Source organism: Rahnella sikkimica (genome assembly GCF_002951615.1).
Lineage (GTDB): Bacteria > Pseudomonadota > Gammaproteobacteria > Enterobacterales > Enterobacteriaceae > Rahnella > Rahnella sikkimica.
In genome coordinates this window covers 643,225-660,132 of record NZ_CP019062.1, presented here as the reverse complement: position 1 = coordinate 660,132, position 16,908 = coordinate 643,225, and the positions used below count along the sequence as shown (strand labels likewise).

The 16,908-nt window shown below is 51.5% G+C and carries 14 protein-coding genes; 6 read left to right on the top strand and 8 right to left on the bottom strand.

What is annotated here, in order from left to right:
• The first annotated feature begins 125 nt into the window (after positions 1 to 125).
• Positions 126 to 587, top strand: coding sequence for a YccF domain-containing protein (locus BV494_RS02915; RefSeq protein ID WP_104921495.1), 462 nt, complete (start codon positions 126 to 128; stop codon positions 585 to 587).
• 35 nt (positions 588 to 622) lie between these two features.
• On the top strand, positions 623 to 2,764 hold the full coding sequence (gene yccS / locus BV494_RS02910) for a YccS family putative transporter (RefSeq protein ID WP_104921494.1): 2,142 nt from the start codon (positions 623 to 625) through the stop codon (positions 2,762 to 2,764).
• Positions 2,765 to 2,789: 25 nt separating this feature from the next.
• On the opposite strand, the gene BV494_RS02905 is transcribed toward yccS, so the two are convergent.
• Positions 2,790 to 3,422 carry a TfoX/Sxy family protein gene (locus BV494_RS02905; RefSeq protein ID WP_104921493.1) on the bottom strand — a complete coding sequence of 211 codons (633 nt, stop codon included), beginning with the start codon at positions 3,420 to 3,422 and terminating at the stop codon, positions 2,790 to 2,792.
• A 216-nt stretch (positions 3,423 to 3,638) separates the two neighbouring features.
• On the opposite strand from BV494_RS02905, the gene sulA reads away from it, so the two are divergent.
• Both sulA and ompA read left to right on the top strand, forming a co-directional pair.
• Positions 3,639 to 4,145: an SOS-induced cell division inhibitor SulA gene (gene sulA / locus BV494_RS02900; RefSeq protein ID WP_104921492.1), complete on the top strand. Its 507-nt coding sequence runs from the start codon at positions 3,639 to 3,641 to the stop codon at positions 4,143 to 4,145.
• Positions 4,146 to 4,501: 356 nt separating this feature from the next.
• The gene (gene ompA / locus BV494_RS02895) at positions 4,502 to 5,578 is read left to right on the top strand and encodes a porin OmpA (RefSeq protein WP_104921491.1); all 1,077 of its coding nucleotides are present in this window, start codon (positions 4,502 to 4,504) and stop codon (positions 5,576 to 5,578) included.
• Positions 5,579 to 5,699: 121 nt separating this feature from the next.
• On the opposite strand, the gene matP is transcribed toward ompA, so the two are convergent.
• Positions 5,700 to 6,158, bottom strand: coding sequence for a macrodomain Ter protein MatP (gene matP / locus BV494_RS02890; protein WP_104921490.1), 459 nt, complete (start codon positions 6,156 to 6,158; stop codon positions 5,700 to 5,702).
• Positions 6,159 to 6,367: 209 nt separating this feature from the next.
• On the opposite strand from matP, the gene BV494_RS02885 reads away from it, so the two are divergent.
• Both BV494_RS02885 and fabA read left to right on the top strand, forming a co-directional pair.
• Entirely contained in the window at positions 6,368 to 8,134 is a 1,767-nt protein-coding gene (locus tag BV494_RS02885) for an AAA family ATPase (RefSeq protein WP_104921489.1), read from the top strand.
• Between the two features lie 68 nt (positions 8,135 to 8,202).
• Positions 8,203 to 8,721, top strand: a complete 519-nt coding sequence (gene fabA, locus BV494_RS02880) for a bifunctional 3-hydroxydecanoyl-ACP dehydratase/trans-2-decenoyl-ACP isomerase (RefSeq protein WP_013574872.1) — start codon at positions 8,203 to 8,205, stop codon at positions 8,719 to 8,721.
• A gap of 151 nt (positions 8,722 to 8,872) precedes the next feature.
• Here fabA and rmf read toward each other — a convergent pair whose 3' ends face one another.
• From rmf to rlmKL, 6 genes are all read right to left on the bottom strand, one after another.
• On the bottom strand, positions 8,873 to 9,040 hold the full coding sequence (rmf, locus tag BV494_RS02875) for a ribosome modulation factor (RefSeq protein WP_104921488.1): 168 nt from the start codon (positions 9,038 to 9,040) through the stop codon (positions 8,873 to 8,875).
• 275 nt (positions 9,041 to 9,315) lie between these two features.
• Positions 9,316 to 9,885 (bottom strand): membrane integrity-associated transporter subunit PqiC, encoded by a 570-nt coding sequence (gene pqiC / locus BV494_RS02870; RefSeq protein WP_104921487.1) that lies wholly within the window; start codon positions 9,883 to 9,885, stop codon positions 9,316 to 9,318.
• Positions 9,885 to 11,537 (bottom strand): intermembrane transport protein PqiB, encoded by a 1,653-nt coding sequence (pqiB, locus tag BV494_RS02865; protein ID WP_104921486.1) that lies wholly within the window; start codon positions 11,535 to 11,537, stop codon positions 9,885 to 9,887. The genes pqiC and pqiB overlap by 1 nt, the downstream gene beginning before the upstream one ends.
• Positions 11,524 to 12,798 (bottom strand): membrane integrity-associated transporter subunit PqiA, encoded by a 1,275-nt coding sequence (gene pqiA / locus BV494_RS02860; RefSeq protein ID WP_439958379.1) that lies wholly within the window; start codon positions 12,796 to 12,798, stop codon positions 11,524 to 11,526. Before pqiA ends, pqiB begins: the two co-directional genes overlap by 14 nt.
• A 78-nt stretch (positions 12,799 to 12,876) precedes the next feature.
• Positions 12,877 to 14,781 (bottom strand): ABC transporter ATP-binding protein, encoded by a 1,905-nt coding sequence (locus BV494_RS02855; protein ID WP_104921484.1) that lies wholly within the window; start codon positions 14,779 to 14,781, stop codon positions 12,877 to 12,879.
• Positions 14,782 to 14,786: 5 nt separating this feature from the next.
• Entirely contained in the window at positions 14,787 to 16,907 is a 2,121-nt protein-coding gene (rlmKL, locus tag BV494_RS02850; protein WP_104921483.1) for a bifunctional 23S rRNA (guanine(2069)-N(7))-methyltransferase RlmK/23S rRNA (guanine(2445)-N(2))-methyltransferase RlmL, read from the bottom strand.
• Position 16,908: the final 1 nt, after the last annotated feature.

Sequence of the window (16,908 nt, the reverse complement as noted above, 5' to 3'; positions counted from 1 at the left end):
TTTTAAGAGTTTACCTTTGATATGCAGAGGCGATCCACATTCCAAAACAGGGTAGAATAAGACGGTGTTTCTTTTTAGTTAACCTGAAATTTTTCAACTTATTAATAGCTTCGGGAAGAGTCGATATGCGCACTGTACTCAATATTCTTAACTTCGTTTTAGGCGGTTTTTTCACAACGCTGGCCTGGTTATTCGCCACTCTGATGAGCATTGTGCTGATTTTCACCCTGCCGCTGACCCGCTCTTGCTGGGAAATTACCCGCCTTTCGCTGATGCCCTTTGGCAATGAAGCAGTGCATGTAGACGAATTATATCCGGAAAAACGTAACGCGCTGATGTCCGGCGGCGGAACCTTATTGAATATCTTCTGGTTTATTTTTTTCGGCTGGTGGTTATGCTTGTCACACATTGTGGCCGGCATTGCGCAATGCATCAGCATTATCGGCATTCCGGTGGGTATCGCGAATTTTAAAATCGCCGCCATCGCACTCTGGCCAGTGGGACGCAGAGTCGTCTCCGTCGAACTGGCAAAACAAGTCCGTGAAGCCAATGCCAGCCGTCAGTTAAAAAACGGACGCATTCGCTGATTTTTCATTTTTGATCTTAACCGTGAGGTTTTTCCGTGCTTTCTATTGCACCGGGTTTGAGGCGTTATGCCTATAACAGCAATGTGCTTTACCACATCAGGATTTTCATTGCGCTGGCGGGTGCCGCCGCAATGCCCTGGTGGCTGGGTCAGATAACGCTGACCATTCCTCTGACGCTGGGCGTGGTGGCGGCCGCGCTGGCCGATCTGGACGATCGTCTCGCCGGTCGGTTGCGCAATCTGCTCATCACACTGGTCTGCTTCTTTATTGCGTCAGCGTCCATTGAACTGCTGTTCCCCTACCCCTGGTTATTCGCGCCGGGACTGATGATTTCGACCTGCGGTTTTATCCTGCTGGGGGCGCTGGGGCAACGCTACGCCACGATTGCGTTCGGTGCCTTGCTCATCGCAATTTATACGATGCTCGGCACCAGCATGTATCACATCTGGTATCAGCAGCCGCTGATCCTGCTCGCCGGCGCTATCTGGTATAACTTGCTGACGCTGGCCGGGCATATAATTTTCCCAATCCGTCCGTTGCAGGATCAGATTTCCCGCTGTTTCACGCAACTGGCGGCTTATCTGGAAGCCAAAGCGACGCTTTTTGACCCCGATCAGGAAGACAATAATCAGCAACTGGTGGAGCTGGCCATGGCCAACGGCCAGCTGGTTTCCACGCTGAATCAGACAAAAAATACGCTGCAAACCCGTCTCAAAGGTGACCGCGGGCAAAAAGGCACACGACGCACCCTGCACTATTATTTCGTCGTGCAGGACATTCATGAACGTGCCAGTTCATCGCATGTAAAATACCTCAAACTCAGCGAGCAGTTTCATCACAGCGACATCCTTTTCCGCTTCCAGCGCCTGATGAGTATGCAGGCCCGCGCCTGTTTGCAGCTTTCTCAGTGCATTCTTTATCGCCAGCAATATACGCATAACAGCCAGTTCGAGCGGGCGTTTTTCCGCCTTGAAGAAGCGCTTAAACGGCTGGAAACACAGGGTGAACATCGGGAAATGCTCCAGGCTTTGCGCCACCTGCTGCGAAACCTGCACGCGATTGACGCGCAACTGGCGAATCTCGAATCCGAACAATCATTGCCAGAAAATCAGACCGGCAAGAGCCCGTTTGTCGACGATAAACTCACCGGGCTGGATGATATCTGGCTACGGATCTCCCGCCATTTTACCCCGCAATCTGTGTTATTTCGCCATGCGGTGCGTATGTCGGTGGTGCTGTTTATAGGCTACGTGTTCATTCAGGTCAGCGGCCTGAGTCACGGTTACTGGATTTTGCTGACCAGCCTGTTTGTTTGTCAGCCGAACTACAGCGCAACCCGCCGACGGCTGGCGTTAAGGATTATTGGCACACTGGCGGGCATCGCGCTCGGCATTCCAATTTTGTATTTCGTGCCGTCGGTTGAAGGGCAAATGATCCTGATTGTGATCAGCGGATTATTGTTCTTTGCCTTCCGCACCGTGCAATACGCGCAGGCGACAATGTTCATCACCTTGCTGGTGTTGTTGTGCTTCAACTTATTGGGCGAAGGCTTTGAGATCGCGATACCCCGAATCATCGATACGCTGATTGGCTGTGCGATTGCCTGGGCCGCCGTAACGTACATCTGGCCTGACTGGAAATTCAGACAGATTGATAAAGTCGTCAGTAAAACGTTCGACGCCAACTGCCGGTATCTGGATGCCATTCTGGTGCAATACCATCAGGGCAAAGACAACAGCCTCGATTATCGTCTGGCACGCCGTGACGCGCATAACTGTGACGCGGAGCTGGCCTCCGTGGTGTCGAACATGAGTTCAGAAAAGAATAACGACCCCGCGACGCTGGAAGCTGCGTTTCGCTTACTCTGCCTGAACCATACGATGCTGAGCTATATTTCGGCGCTTGGCGCGCATCGCGAAAAACTCAGTGATACCGAAACCCTCAGCCTGCTCGATGACACCGCCTGTTGTGTTGACGGTGCTTTGCACCATCTGCCTTCAGAAGCAGGACGGATACAACAAGCCCTCGGGCAACTGACAGCAAGGATCCAGATGCGCACAACGGACTCCGACAGCAAAGAGCAGCTCGTTTTGCAGCAAATCGGATTACTGGTGGCTCATCTTCCTGAGCTCACCAGTCTTAACAGTAAAATTCTGCCCGTTCAGAGCCATGAATGACGCCTCGTCCGGGGGCAGGTAAAATTTAGTGCATCGGGTCTGTAAACTGCTCTTGCTGATGGTTAAACCAGTGAGTCAATGTTTCTCTGGAAGCCATCGGCAAAGCAGCTTCATGAAATCCCAAAATTGCCCCTTCCAGTGCCATTAATAAGCTGAGGCCCAGGTTTTTCTTTTTCATGGCGCAGAGCTTCAGATAAGTCTTGCATGCCCCCTGAGTGCGGAGTTCTCCCGAGTTTGCTATCCCCACCTGCCAGAGCAATCGCTCCAGAGCCAGAGAGAGATTGGGTAAATCCTTAAGCCGCCCGGCTTCATTGCATTTGCGCACTTCGATTTCACGCAACATCCCTTTGAGTGAGTATTTACCCAGTTTTCGCACAACGTCGGGATCTTCCCACTGTGCCGGGTTCACCTTGAAATAACGTAACTTCACATCCATCCCGCGCTTACGATAAATCAATCTTTCCATTTTCTTCCGAGAAAAATGTGCCTCAGTTTCAGCACTGGCGCGCAGGTATAAATCGCCATCGGAGACCAGTGCAAACATTGCCCCATCGGCAGATAAACTAAAGCCGCCGAACTGGGTACGAGTACGGATTTTGCCCAGAGGAGCAAAAATTGCCATACACTCAAGCACTCTTTTTTTTGACTGATTTATCATTGCGTTATCCTTTTCATGTTCATTCCTTAAATACAATTTGAGTTATCTGTACAGCTAAAAGCAAAATACGCAATGTCAGGAAGCGCAACAAACATAAAATGCAGCTGGAGGTTATTCCCTTCAAAATTTGCGAGATGTCTTGGAAAAATTGGGTTGATCTTTGCTCACCGCCAGAGTACTGTACATTCATACAGTAACCTGCTGGGGTATATCACTATGCGCACTCAACATCGTACAAATCATCATTTTAGTCAGTCCGCTTTGCCCGTCGCTCACACACAGGTAAATTCGTCTGCGTCCTTGAATAATGGTCTGATCACTGAGTTCGTTTATAGTGCGAGCCAGCCAGCATTTGCGCAGTTACTACTGCCTTTACTGCACCATTTGGGCATGCAATCACGCTGGCTGTTGTGGCTCACACCTCAGCAAAAATTGAGTCGCCACTGGTTATCCCAGTCGGGCTTACCGGTCGATAAAATGGTGCAGGTTAATCAGATCACCGCGATGTCGACCGTTGATGCCATGGAAAAAGCATTACTGACCGGTAACTACAGTGTCGTACTTGGGTGGTTACCCGATTTGAATGATTCTGAGAGAGAAAGATTGCAAATTGCAGCGCGTCAGGGAGGGTCTTACGGGTTCATTATGAAGCCAATAAATGAACAGAATTCAGCTAGTGGACATCACTCCACGGTAAAAATTCACTCTTCCGTATACCATTAATTGAAAATAGGAATGTTCCTATGAAAATAACCGGGAACTTAGTGATTTGTGCTGAAAGAGGCCACAAACCCAGTAAAAACGGGTATTCAGACCTCAGATTCTCTGCAAGATTTGTCAACAAATAGTCAAAGCCGTTAAGAAATGTGTACGTTTTTCCCTTTTTTTCCACGGTGTTAACACATCAAGCTTGTAAGTTTCGCGCCACGTTGTAGACTTTACAACGCCAAGGTTGCTCTATAATGCCAACGTAAAGTGGCAAGTTCTTAACTGATGCAAGAACCTTGGCGTAAGGATTTTAACCAAGGGCTTAAAGCTTAAAGCTCAATTGCCTATTTGGATGATAACGAGGCGCAAAAATGAAAAAGACAGCTATCGCATTAGCAGTGGCACTGGCAGGTTTCGCTACCGTAGCGCAAGCCGCCCCTAAAGATAACACCTGGTATACCGGTGGTAAATTGGGCTGGTCCCAATACCATGACACTGGTTTCGCAAATGCTTACAAAGGTATCGGCAACGGCCCTACCCACGATAGCCAACTGGGTGCAGGTGCGTTCTTGGGTTACCAAGCGAACCAATACCTGGGCTTTGAAATGGGATATGACTGGCTTGGCCGTATGCCTTACAAAGGCAGCGTGAACAATGGCGCGTTCAAAGCACAAGGCGTTCAGCTGGCTGCTAAACTGAGCTACCCGCTGACTGACGATCTGGACCTTTACACCCGTCTGGGTGGTATGGTTTGGCGTGCAGACTCTAAAGGTAACTTCGGTGGTACTGGTGAGCGCGTAAGCGATCACGACACTGGCGTTTCTCCACTGGCAGCAGTGGGTGTTGAATACGCAGTAACCAAAAACTGGGCTACCCGTCTGGATTACCAGTGGGTTAACAACATCGGCGACGCGCAGACTGTTGGCGCACGTCCAGACAACGGCATGCTGTCTGTAGGTGTTTCTTACCGTTTCGGTCAGGATGATGTTGCACCAGTTGTTGCTCCAGCTCCAGCTCCAGCACCAGCTCCAGTTGTTGAAACTAAGAAATTCACTCTGAAGTCTGACGTTCTGTTCAACTTCAACAAAGCGACTCTGAAACCAGAAGGCCAACAGGCTCTGGATCAGCTGTACAGCCAGTTGAGTTCAATCGATCCTAAAGACGGTTCAGTTATCGTTCTGGGTTACACCGACCGTATCGGTTCAGAACAATACAACCAGAAACTGTCTGAGCAACGTGCACAGAGCGTAGTGGATTACCTGGTATCTAAAGGTATCCCTTCCAACAAGATCTCTGCACAAGGTCAAGGTAAATCTAACCCAGTTACTGGTTCTACCTGTAACTCCGTTAAAGGCCGTGCTGCTCTGATCGACTGCCTGGCACCAGACCGTCGTGTTGAAATCGAAGTTAAAGGCTACAAAGACACTGTTACTCAGCCACAGGCTTAATAACACTCTTTAGCTTTAACGACAGATATTGAAAACCCCGCTTCGGCGGGGTTTTTTTATGCTTTAGATTCATCAGTCATAAACAAAAACGAACAGCGTTAAGCCAGTGAAAGTTGAACGATCAAAGATCTTGGTTACCGAGGATTTGCTGCAGGTCTTCTTTTAATGAAGACATCTGATTGGCGTATTTTTCTTTTCGTTCTGCATCTTCGAGCAACTGAATGATCGTATCAGACAACGTTGCTCCCCGACGTTGTGCAAGCCCTGCCAGGCGCTGCCAGACAAGGAATTCTAAATCGATGGATTTCTTACGGGTGTGCTGATGCTCGGCATTAAAGTGACGTTTTCTGCGTGCGCGAATGGTTTGTTTGAGACGGTTTTCCAGCGCCGGATTCATGTTATTGACGATCCAGTCCGCAACCTTCACGGGCTCATTTTCCAAACTGAGAAGTTGATTCACGGATTCCTGTGCGGCACTGTTTTCCAGGTGGCGGGTAATGCGCTCACCTTCCCGGTGTTTTTTCACCAGATACTTCCATTTCCAACCGCTTTCAAGATTTTCCAGTTGCTGATATTTCATCGTGAACTCTTCGGTGACCCCGTAACTTTACTAAGCATAACAGCTTTATTTCAATTTTCACCCCAAAAAACGCTGCATATATTGTCCATTTTTTGCGCACCTGTTCAGCAATGTGCACTCACACCTATTCAGTTGCGACTCTCATTGTATGCAGCCGGATTTATTCTTGTATAATCGCTCTTTCCCTTTTATTGAAAACAGCTAACACATTGACCAATAACCGACTTGACTGGCAGCTTTTACTGCCTGACTCCGCGCCTTATGAGGCAATATTTGCAACGGCAGCCCAGTTAGCCCCTGTCGATTTCGCTGGAACACAGCCCCGGCTGGAAAATGGTTTAACGCTGTTTTGTCACCCTCGCTCACGCCCTCGCTTTATGACACTCAAAGCGCAGGAAAACCGTGAGTATTTGTCACGCATTGCCCAGGCCGTCAGCGATCTGTTACCTGAACTCACTGAGGTCACCGGCAACCGCTACCATGTTGAAGGCAACAAGGTGACCCTGCTCGCCGCAAAATCGACAGAAGATGCCTTTGCCGCAAAATTCACCTGCCAGTATCGCGAATGGCTTGAGCCGGAGCAGCTGTTTGGTTGTGTCCGAGTGCATAAAGATGTCATCCAGCTTGAACCGGGTCTGGTTCATCAGGTCAACGGCGGTGTGCTGGTGCTCTCTATTCGTACGCTCATCGCTCAGCCGCTGATGTGGTTACGCCTGAAGCAAATGATCACCGAAGGCCTGTACCACTGGGTTTCCCCCGATGAGACGAAACCGTTGCCTGTCACTATTCCGCCAATGCCGCTGGATATTCGTCTGATTCTGGTCGGTGACCGTCTCTCGTTGGGCGATTTGAATGACATGGAACCGGAGCTGATGGATTCCGCTATTTATGGCGAATTTGAAGCAGACCTGCCGCTGACAGAAGAAAGCGACATGGAAACCTGGTGTGGTTACGTCAATACGCTGGCCGATGAGCTGGAAATTCCCCGCCTGGCCGCAGACGCCTGGCCTGAATTTTTCAAGCTGGCAATCCGCCAGAGCACCGATCAGGGCAGCCTGACGCTCGATCCGGTCTGGCTCAGTACGCAACTCAGTGAAGCGGCGCTCTATAATGAAGATGAACTGCTCAGCGCCAAAGCGCTTGATGCGGCATCCAGCGCACGAGCATGGCGTGAGAGCTACCTGCAGGAACGCATGCAGGATGAAATCGAGCTGGGCCAGATTCGCATCGAAACGGAAGGCGAAGTGGTCGGACAAATTAACGGGCTGTCGGTACTGGAATACCCCGGCCACCCGCGCGCGCTGGGTGAACCTTCCCGCATTAGTTGTGTCGTACACACCGGCGACGGTGAATTTACCGACGTTGAGCGCAAAGCAGAACTAGGCGGCAATCTTCATGCGAAAGGCATGATGATTATGCAGGCCTTCCTGATTTCCGAGTTAGAACTCGACCAGCCTCTGCCCTTCTCCGCATCGATTGTGTTTGAGCAATCTTACGGTGAAGTGGACGGCGACAGTGCTTCCCTTGCTGAACTCTGCGCACTGATCAGCGCGCTGTCGATGCAACCGATCAACCAGCAAATTGCGGTGACCGGTTCTGTCGATCAGTTTGGAAATGTGCAACCTATTGGTGGCGTGAACGAGAAAATCGAAGGATTCTTCGAGGTTTGTCAGCGTCGCGGTTTGACCGGTAAGCAAGGGGTCATTCTGCCAACCAGCAACGTGCGTAATCTGTGTCTTCATCCGCAGGTTATTGATGCCGTTCGCGAAGGCCAGTTTCACTTATGGGCAGTCGATAGCGCAGACGAAGCGCTGCCTATCCTGACCGGACTGATTTACTCCACCGAAGGAGAAGCTGAAGAAGAGCGTCCGAGCTTGCTGGGATTAATTCAGCAGCGTATAGCACTGGTGACGTCTCAGGGCGGCCCGCGTTATCCGTGGCCTCTTCGCTGGTTGAACTGGTTCAACCACAGCTGATCGGAGTTGTTCAGCTTACAGCTGTAAGCTAAGCTCCGCCCTTCAATAAAATAAGGCTTACATAGAACATGGTAGATAAACGCGATTCCTATACGAAAGAAGACCTCGTAGCTTCTGGCCGCAGTGAACTGTTCGGTGCAGGCGGCCCTCCATTACCATCAGGCAACATGCTGATGATGGACCGCATCGTTAAGATGCAGGAAGATGGCGGCACCCATGGCAAAGGCTATGTTGAAGCTGAATTAGATATCAATCCTGACCTGTGGTTCTTTGGTTGCCACTTTATCGGTGATCCGGTCATGCCGGGTTGTCTGGGTCTGGATGCAATGTGGCAGTTGGTCGGCTTCTATCTGGGCTGGCTCGGTGGCGAAGGCAAAGGCCGCGCACTGGGTGTGGGTGAAGTGAAATTCACCGGTCAGGTATTACCGACGGCGAAGCTGGTCACTTACCGCCTGAACTTCAAACGCGTGATTAACCGTAAACTGATCATGGGCGTTGCGGACGGTGAGGTTCTGGTTGACGGCGTGGTTATCTACACCGCAACGGATCTGAAAGTCGGTCTGTTCAAAGACGCCGCAGCGTTCTAAAGACCTTTTAGTTCGTATTCAGACAAACGGTGAGCCTCACAGGCTTGCCGTTTTTTTTATGGCGTTTTGGTTGAGGTTGAAACTGAGAAAGCCATAAACAAAAACCTCCGCGCGCAGCGGAGGTCGTTCCTTATTCTGACAGGGGAGCCGCTTAAGCGGTAACGGCCCTGTCCTCCATGGCTTGTCGCCAACCCCCGAGCCAGTGTGATCGGGCATCTAACGATTGGTACGGACAAATCTCCTTAGAGCGTCCGCCAATACCTGCTTGATATCCACGTGATAGTGCCCGTTCCAGGCGATCGCGTTTTTGTCTCTTCATGCCATGTATCCCTCATTATTCAGGTCAGGTGGAAAGAAAACAGTGGAACGTTTGCGCGTCCACACCTAACAAATAGCTGCAATCACAGAAGAGGTCAATGCGCAAAATTCACGCCAATGTCACATTCGTGAGCTATATTATTCGATTGCGCGCAAACTAATCGCGCCAGCGAAAGGTTCATCTGGCTGATCGCCATAAAAAAATCCCGGTGTCTGAAAAATCAGAAACCGGGATTTTTTGTCTTTAACTTAAAAAATATTAAGCTTAAAAAATTGTCATCTTATCTGTGACGCAATCTGGCCTGCTTCTTGCTGCCATCCCGTCGCCAACGTTCTCACCAGCGCATCATACCCGTCTTCGTTCTGCTTCAGATTCAGCGCGAAATCACGCTGAACTGTCTGTCCGCCGTGCGTCAGCGTCCAGCTTCCGCTGACCACCGCGACACCATCGTAGCGGCCATGGAAACCGGTGACATTCACGTTGAGCACATCCTGATCGTCAGTACTCCCAGCTTGTGAAGAGACCAGGAAGCCCGGCAAATCACGGCGCAGATACGTCACCAGTGATTGCTGAAGTTGCTGATCTAACGGGCTGGCCCAGAGATTATTCTGCGTCAGCGTGTACTGCACATCATTGGTCTGATAGACCAACCCGGTGCCCGCCAGATAGTCAGCCACACTCACCCGTTCTACCCACAAATGACGCTGGGCAGTTGAACCCAATGTCATCGAACTGACCGCCGCTGGCGTACTGCTGAGTACCGGCAACTGATAATACGTTTTGTGGTCACTGCTGCTGCAGGCAGACAGGAATAATGCTAAGACGACAGGTATCCATTTCATCATTATTTGGCCTTCTTCGGCTGAGGATCATCTTGCCCTGGGGCGGCGAAAATCAATGCATTACTTTTCTGATTCAGTGTTTTCAATACCGGCTGAAGCTCACGCAGCGTTTTATCCAGACTCTGCATATCGCCGACCAGATTACCGTAAGCCGGTGAACCAGGCTGGAAGCCTTTCAGGCTACGGTTAAGCTGAATGAGTGTCTGCTGCATATCTGCTGGCAGATTTTTCATTTCTTTGCTCGAAACAATCGCGTTCAGAGACTCAATGGTTTTCTGCGTAGATTTCATTGTTCTCTGGCTTTCGGCCAGCGTGCTGGTAGCTTCACGCAGCATTGGCTCAATCGGAAGATTGTTGATTTTATCCAGTGTGGTCATGAGTTTCTGCTGGATTTGCGCGAATCCGCCACTCACTGTCGGCAGCAGTTTATGCCCGGCAATTTCCAGCGGCCCTTTCCACGGTTTTTCGTTCGGATAGAAATCCAGATCGATGTACATCGCGCCTGTGAGCAGGTTGGCTGATTTCATTGACGCGCGCAGGCCATGTGCGATGCCGTCACGGATATGATCTTCAATATTGAAGTCCTTACCCATCAGTTGTGCAAAGCGGTCTGGCTCAATGCGTATCAATATCGGAATACGATATTCCTCAGACATTTGCTGATTAATCACATTCATCGGATAAGGAACGTCCGCCACGGTACCCAGACGAATGCCACGGAACTCCACTGGTGCCCCCGGTTGCAGGCCACGAACAGAATCAGAGAAGAACATCACGTAATCCATATGACGGGTATACAGAGACTCCTGTATGCTTTTCTGATCGTCAAACAGCTGATAGTTATCGCCATTCTTCGCTTCCAGCCCCTGCGACCAGCCGTTCGGAATATCAAAGCTCACGCCGCCGCTAAACAGCGTGGTCAGTGAACCCATTTCGACGCGCATACCGGCGGCGGACATATCAAAGTTCACACCGCTGTCTTTCCAGAAACGCACATTGTCCGTCACAAGCGTGTCATAAGGCGCGCGGATGAAGAGCTGATATTTGATATTACGGGCTTTAGGATCAAAGTGGCTGGTTTCCACCGTCCCCACCTGATAGCCGCGGAACAGCACCGGATCGCCCGGATTGAGCTGTCCGGAACGCTCACTCTCCAGAATGACGCGGACGCCTTTCGCATCCGGTGAAGCCAGCGGAGGTGAATCATCCAGCTTATATTCTTCTTTCTCGCCACCTTTACTACCCGGCTGTAGCTGAATATATGCACCAGACAATAACGTACCGAGGCCGGAAACGCCTTCACGTCCGATTTGCGGTTTCACCACCCAGAATACGGAATCGCCCCGCAGCATTTTTTCCATGCCGGTGTTAAGCCGCGCTTTGATAATGACCTGCTGGAGGTCGTCGCTGAGCGTGACGGTTTCCACTTTACCCACGTCCACGTTACGGCTTTTGATGGTGGTCTTGCCACCTTCAATGCCTTCCGCTGTTGTTGTGATTAACGTGACTTCCGGTCCCTGATGGCTGTAATGATAAAACAGGATCCAGGCCCCAATCAGTGCAGTGACAATCGGAACGATCCACACCGGGGACCAGCGTTTAATTTTTTCTACTTTGGCAGTTCCGTCGTGCTCTGCCATATTATTTCCTGCCATCTTGTGGCTCCTTTGCAGACTTCATTCCAGCGCGATCCCAAATGAGCCTTGGGTCAAACGTCATGGCGGCGAACATCGTGAGGATGACAACGCCCGCAAACAGCAGCGCGCCGATATCCGGATAAATACTCATCAGTTGCCCCATTCGGACCAGGGCAGACAGCACCGCAATGACAAACACGTCAATCATTGACCAGCGACCAACAAACTCAACAACTTCATAAATGACATGCAATCTTTCCCTGTCGATTTGTTTATTACTGTTGGCATCCCAGCACAACCAGGCAATTGCGATCATTTTTAATGTCGGCACCATAATACTGGCGATGAAAATCACCATTGCCACGGGATAAGAACCGTCGCTCCAGAGCAGCACGACACCGGCCATGATCGTCGAAGGCATCGGATTTCCCAATACCTGTGTGATCATAATCGGCAGCAAATTGGCCGGGAGATATAACAGAATAGAGGTGACCAGTAACGCCATCGTCCATTGCAGACTGTTTTTACGTCGGGCGTGACCTTTACTTTTACAACGCCCGCAAACTTCCTGTTCCGCAGGCAAAATTGCCATGCAGCAGTGGCAGGAACGCAGCCCCTGACGCAAACCGCTCTCGCCCACCCGCAGCGGCTGAACCAGTTCCGGCGCGGGCTCAATGTGTTCCCACATCCAGAAACGGTCGGTGCACTGAAAAGCGCGCAGTTGCAACAGGCAAAACAGGGCATAAGGGATAAAGCTGGTGCCAATCCCGACATCGCCATATGCCATCAGCTTGACGAAACTCACCAATACACCGGCGAGAAAAATCTCCACCATGCACCAGCTTTTCAGCCGAAACAGCGTTCGCGCGATACTCACTTTCCAGTGAACAGGGATTTTGGTGCCATAGCAAAGAAGGATAATCGACAGCATGCAAATCGCCGGAAGCAGTTGCACCACGATCATAAACAAAGACGCCATACTGGCGTAATTTTCAGAAACGAGAACCTGTGGGATCTGGACCAGTGTGACTTCACTGCTCAGCCCGGCAACGTTCATATTGACGAAAGGGAAAAGGTTGGCCAGCAACAGCATGAATAACGCACTGATTGCGTAACCGACAGGACGTCTGCGTGGCTCATTCCAGCGGGTTGTCAGCGTCGTATGGCAACGGGGACAAACGGCTTTTTGCCCTATCTTCAGACCAGGTATGGCCACCAGAATATCGCATTGGGGGCACAGGATGTGCGGGTCATTGTCATGGGCGTCAGAACACACTATCGACTCCTCAACAGCGGAAAGACTAAGAATATTGGCAACCGGTCTTCCCTTCATCCGGTTGCCAATCATGGTGCAGTGTTAGCCGTTTTTCTGCGCTTCCAGCGCTTCCCAACGTTCAAACGCCTGCTCTAATTCCTGCTCTGCAGCAGAGAAAGCAGTCAGCACTTGCTGAGTTTCTTCATGAGGAAGTGTGAAGAAATTCGCGTCGCTCATCTGCTGTTGCAGTGCTTCAATTTTTTCTTCCAGCGTGCTGATTTGCAGAGGCAATTGTTCCAGCTCGCGTTGTAGATTATAGCTGAGCTTATTCGCGGTGCGTTTGGCCGGTTCTGCTTTCGGTTCCGCAGCCGGTTTATTTTCCGCTACCACAGCCTGACGGATTGGCTTCTGGTTACGGCGCTGATGCTGTGCGTCAAAGTACCCGCCCACATAGCTGTTGATCACGCCGTTGCCTTCATAAATCCAGCATTCGGTTGCAGAGTTGTCAACGAACTCACGGTCATGGCTTACCAGCATCACGGTGCCCTGATAGCTGTCGATCATCTCTTCCAGCAGCTCCAGTGTTTCCACATCCAGGTCGTTGGTCGGTTCATCGAGGATCAACAGGTTGCTTGGGCGCAGGAACAATTTTGCCAGCAGCAGACGGTTACGTTCGCCGCCGGACAGTGCTTTCACCGGCGTCATCGCACGTTTCGGGTGGAACAGGAAATCCTGCAGATAGCCCAATACATGACGTGAGCGACCATTGACCATGACTTCCTGCTTACCTTCGGCGAGGTTGTCCATCACGGTGCGTTCCGGGTCAAGCTCGGCGCGGTGCTGGTCGAAGTAGGCCACTTCCAGCTTGGTGCCGCAGTGAACGCGGCCGCTGTCTGCCTTAATCTGACTTAACATCAGTTTAAGCAATGTGGTTTTACCACAGCCGTTCGGCCCCACCAGCGCAATTTTATCGCCACGCATCACCTGCGCAGAGAAGTGGCTCACCAGCTGCTTACCGGCAATCGCGTAGCTGACATCTTCCATTTCGAAGACAATCTTGCCGGAAGTCGAAGCTTCAACGACCTGCATTTTGGCGGTGCCCATCACTTCGCGACGCTCAGAACGCTCCTGTCGCAAGGCTTTCAGTGCGCGAACGCGGCCTTCGTTACGGGTACGACGAGCCTTGATGCCCTGGCGGATCCACACTTCTTCCTGTGCCAGTTTTTTGTCGAATTCTGCATTCTGCAAATCTTCAACGCGCAGCGCTTCTTCTTTCGCCAGCAGATATTCTTCGTAGTTACCCGGATAAGAAACCAGTTTGCCGCGATCGAGATCGACAATACGGGTCGCCATGTTACGGATGAAAGAACGGTCATGGGAAATGAAGATGATGCTGCCCTGGAACTCTTTCAGGAAATCTTCCAGCCAGGCAATACTTTCGATGTCCAGGTGGTTAGTCGGTTCATCGAGCAGCAAAATATGCGGCGCACTGACCAGCGCACGGCCCAGCGCGGCTTTACGCAACCAGCCGCCGGACAGGGATTTGAGTTCGGTATCGGCGTCCAGACCCAGTTTCAGCAGCACTTCATTAATGCGGCTGTCGAGCTGCCACAAACCCTGGTGATCGAGAATTTCCATCACCTGTGCCAGTTTGTTCAGGTTCTTTTCGCTCGGGTCAGTTTCAACCAGATGTGAAATCGCGTGATACGCTTTCAGGTGCTCCGCCTGCTCGAAGACGCCTTCCGAGACGAAATCAAACACCGTGCCTTCCACGTTACGCGGGGGATCCTGTTGCAGACGCGCCACAATCAGATCCTGCTCATAAACGATGCGCCCGTCATCCAGCGGCACTTCGCGGTTCAGAATTTTCATCAGCGTCGATTTACCGGCGCCGTTACGGCCCACCAGACAGACGCGTTCGTTCGGCTCGATGTGTAATTCGGTGTTATCCAACAGCGGCGAGTCACTGAATGACAGCCAGGCACCTGACATACTAATTAACGACATAAACTTTATTTTTCCTCGCCGGCATGGGACAGCAGCCAGCAGTTATGAATTTGACGATTACGGGCGAAATCCTGTGACAGGGTTTGGCTGGTGATTTCTTTGGCGGTCAGCCCCAGTTTGCTCAGTCCGTCGAGATCCATCTGGAAGCCGCGCTTGTTATTGGAGAACATGATGGTGCCGTTGCGACGTAAAATGCGTTTCAGATCTTTCATCAAATCCAGATGATCGCGCTGAACGTCAAAACTCTCAGCCATACGTTTCGAGTTGGAGAACGTCGGTGGATCGATAAAGATCACATCGAATTGTTCATCACACATGCCCAGGTAAGACAGGCAATCTGCCTGAATCAGGCGGTGCTGACGGCCCGTCAGGCCATTAGCACGCAAGTTTTTCTCTGCCCATTCCAGATAGGTACGGGACATATCTACCGTGGTCGTGCTGCGTGCACCGCCCAGACCGGCGTGAACGCTGGCTGTGCCGGTGTACGCAAACAGGTTCAGGAAGTCTTTTCCTTTACTCATTTCGCCCAGCATCTTGCGGGCAATACGGTGATCCAGGAACAAACCGGTATCGAGATAATCCGTCAGGTTAACCCACAGTTTAGCGTCGAATTCTTCGACCAGCAGGAATTCGCCCTTCTGCGCCAGTTTCTCGTACTGGCTGGTACCTTTCTGGCGTTCACGGGTTTTCAGGACCAACTGGTTGGAAGAGATATCCAGCACCGACATCGTGGCGTTGATGACGTCAAACAAGCGCTGACGCGCTTTCTGCGCATCAACGGTTTTCGGTGGCGCATATTCCTGTACCACGACTTTGCTGCCGTAGCGGTCAACCGCCACGTTGTAGTCTGGCAAATCGGCGTCATACAAGCGATAGCATTCGATGCCCTGCTGTTTGGCCCATTTTTCCAGCTTTTTAACATTTTTACGCAGACGGTTGGCGTAATCTTCCGCCATCTGCGTACCTGCCGCGCCGGTCGGGTTTTCCGCCAGCTGGTAGTTTTTCTGTACACATTCCAGCGGGCCGTTTTTTGCTTTGAACTGGCGCTCAGCGCGCAGTTGCAGGCAACTTAACAGCTCAGGCGACGCACTGAACAAGGAGAGCTGCCAGCCGCCAAAACGGGTCTTCATGATGCGGCCAAGCATGTTGTGCAACGCAATCAGAGCCGGTTCGCTTTCCAGACGCTCACCGTATGGCGGGTTGCTGATCACCGTACCCGTCGGGCCTTCCGGCAGCGGATTCACCAGTTTGCCGACTTCGGCGGCTTCAAAGCTGATCAGTTCTGCGACACCCGCGCGACGGGCGTTAGCACGCGCCATCTCGATAACGCGACGGTCAATATCAGAACCGAAGAAACGGGATGTGGTTTCCTGTACACCACGGTGGGTACGAACCTGCGCTTCTGTGGTCAGTTCGCGCCACAGTTCAGCGTCAAATTTGTTCCAGCCGGTAAAGCCCCAGTGCTGACGATGTAAGCCCGGTGCGCGATCGGCGGCCATCATGGCGGCTTCAATCAGCAACGTCCCGGAACCACACATCGGGTCGACCATTGGCGTACCCGCCTGCCAGCCGGAACGCATCACGATGGCTGCGGCCAGGTTTTCTTTCAGCGGAGCCTGACCAGCCAAGTCACGGTAGCCGCGCTGATGCAGGCCTTCGCCGCTGAGATCCAGCGCGACGCTGGCGGTATCACGTTGCAGGAACACGTTAACGCGGATGTCCGGCTGCTGTTTCGCCACGTTCGGGCGCTCGTCCATTTTACGGGTAAAGCTGTCGACGATGGCGTCTTTCACTTTCAGCGCGCCGTACTGGCTGTTACGAATTTCGTCGTTCAAACCGCTGAAATGGACGGCAAACGTTTTTTCTACGCCAAACACGGACGGCCAGTCAATCGCCATCACGCCGAGGTAAAGATCCAGATCGCTGTGAACTTTGAATTCGTTCAGCGGTAACAGGATGCGCGAAGCCAGGCGGCTCCACAGTAAGCTCCGATACATCAGGCGATCGTCACCTTCAAAATGCACCCCTCCCTGCACAACTTTGCAGGCTTGCGCACCCAGCGTTTCCAGTTCGCTTTTTAACAGTTCTTCCAGTCCACGCGCCGTGCTGGCAAACAAAGAGTTCATA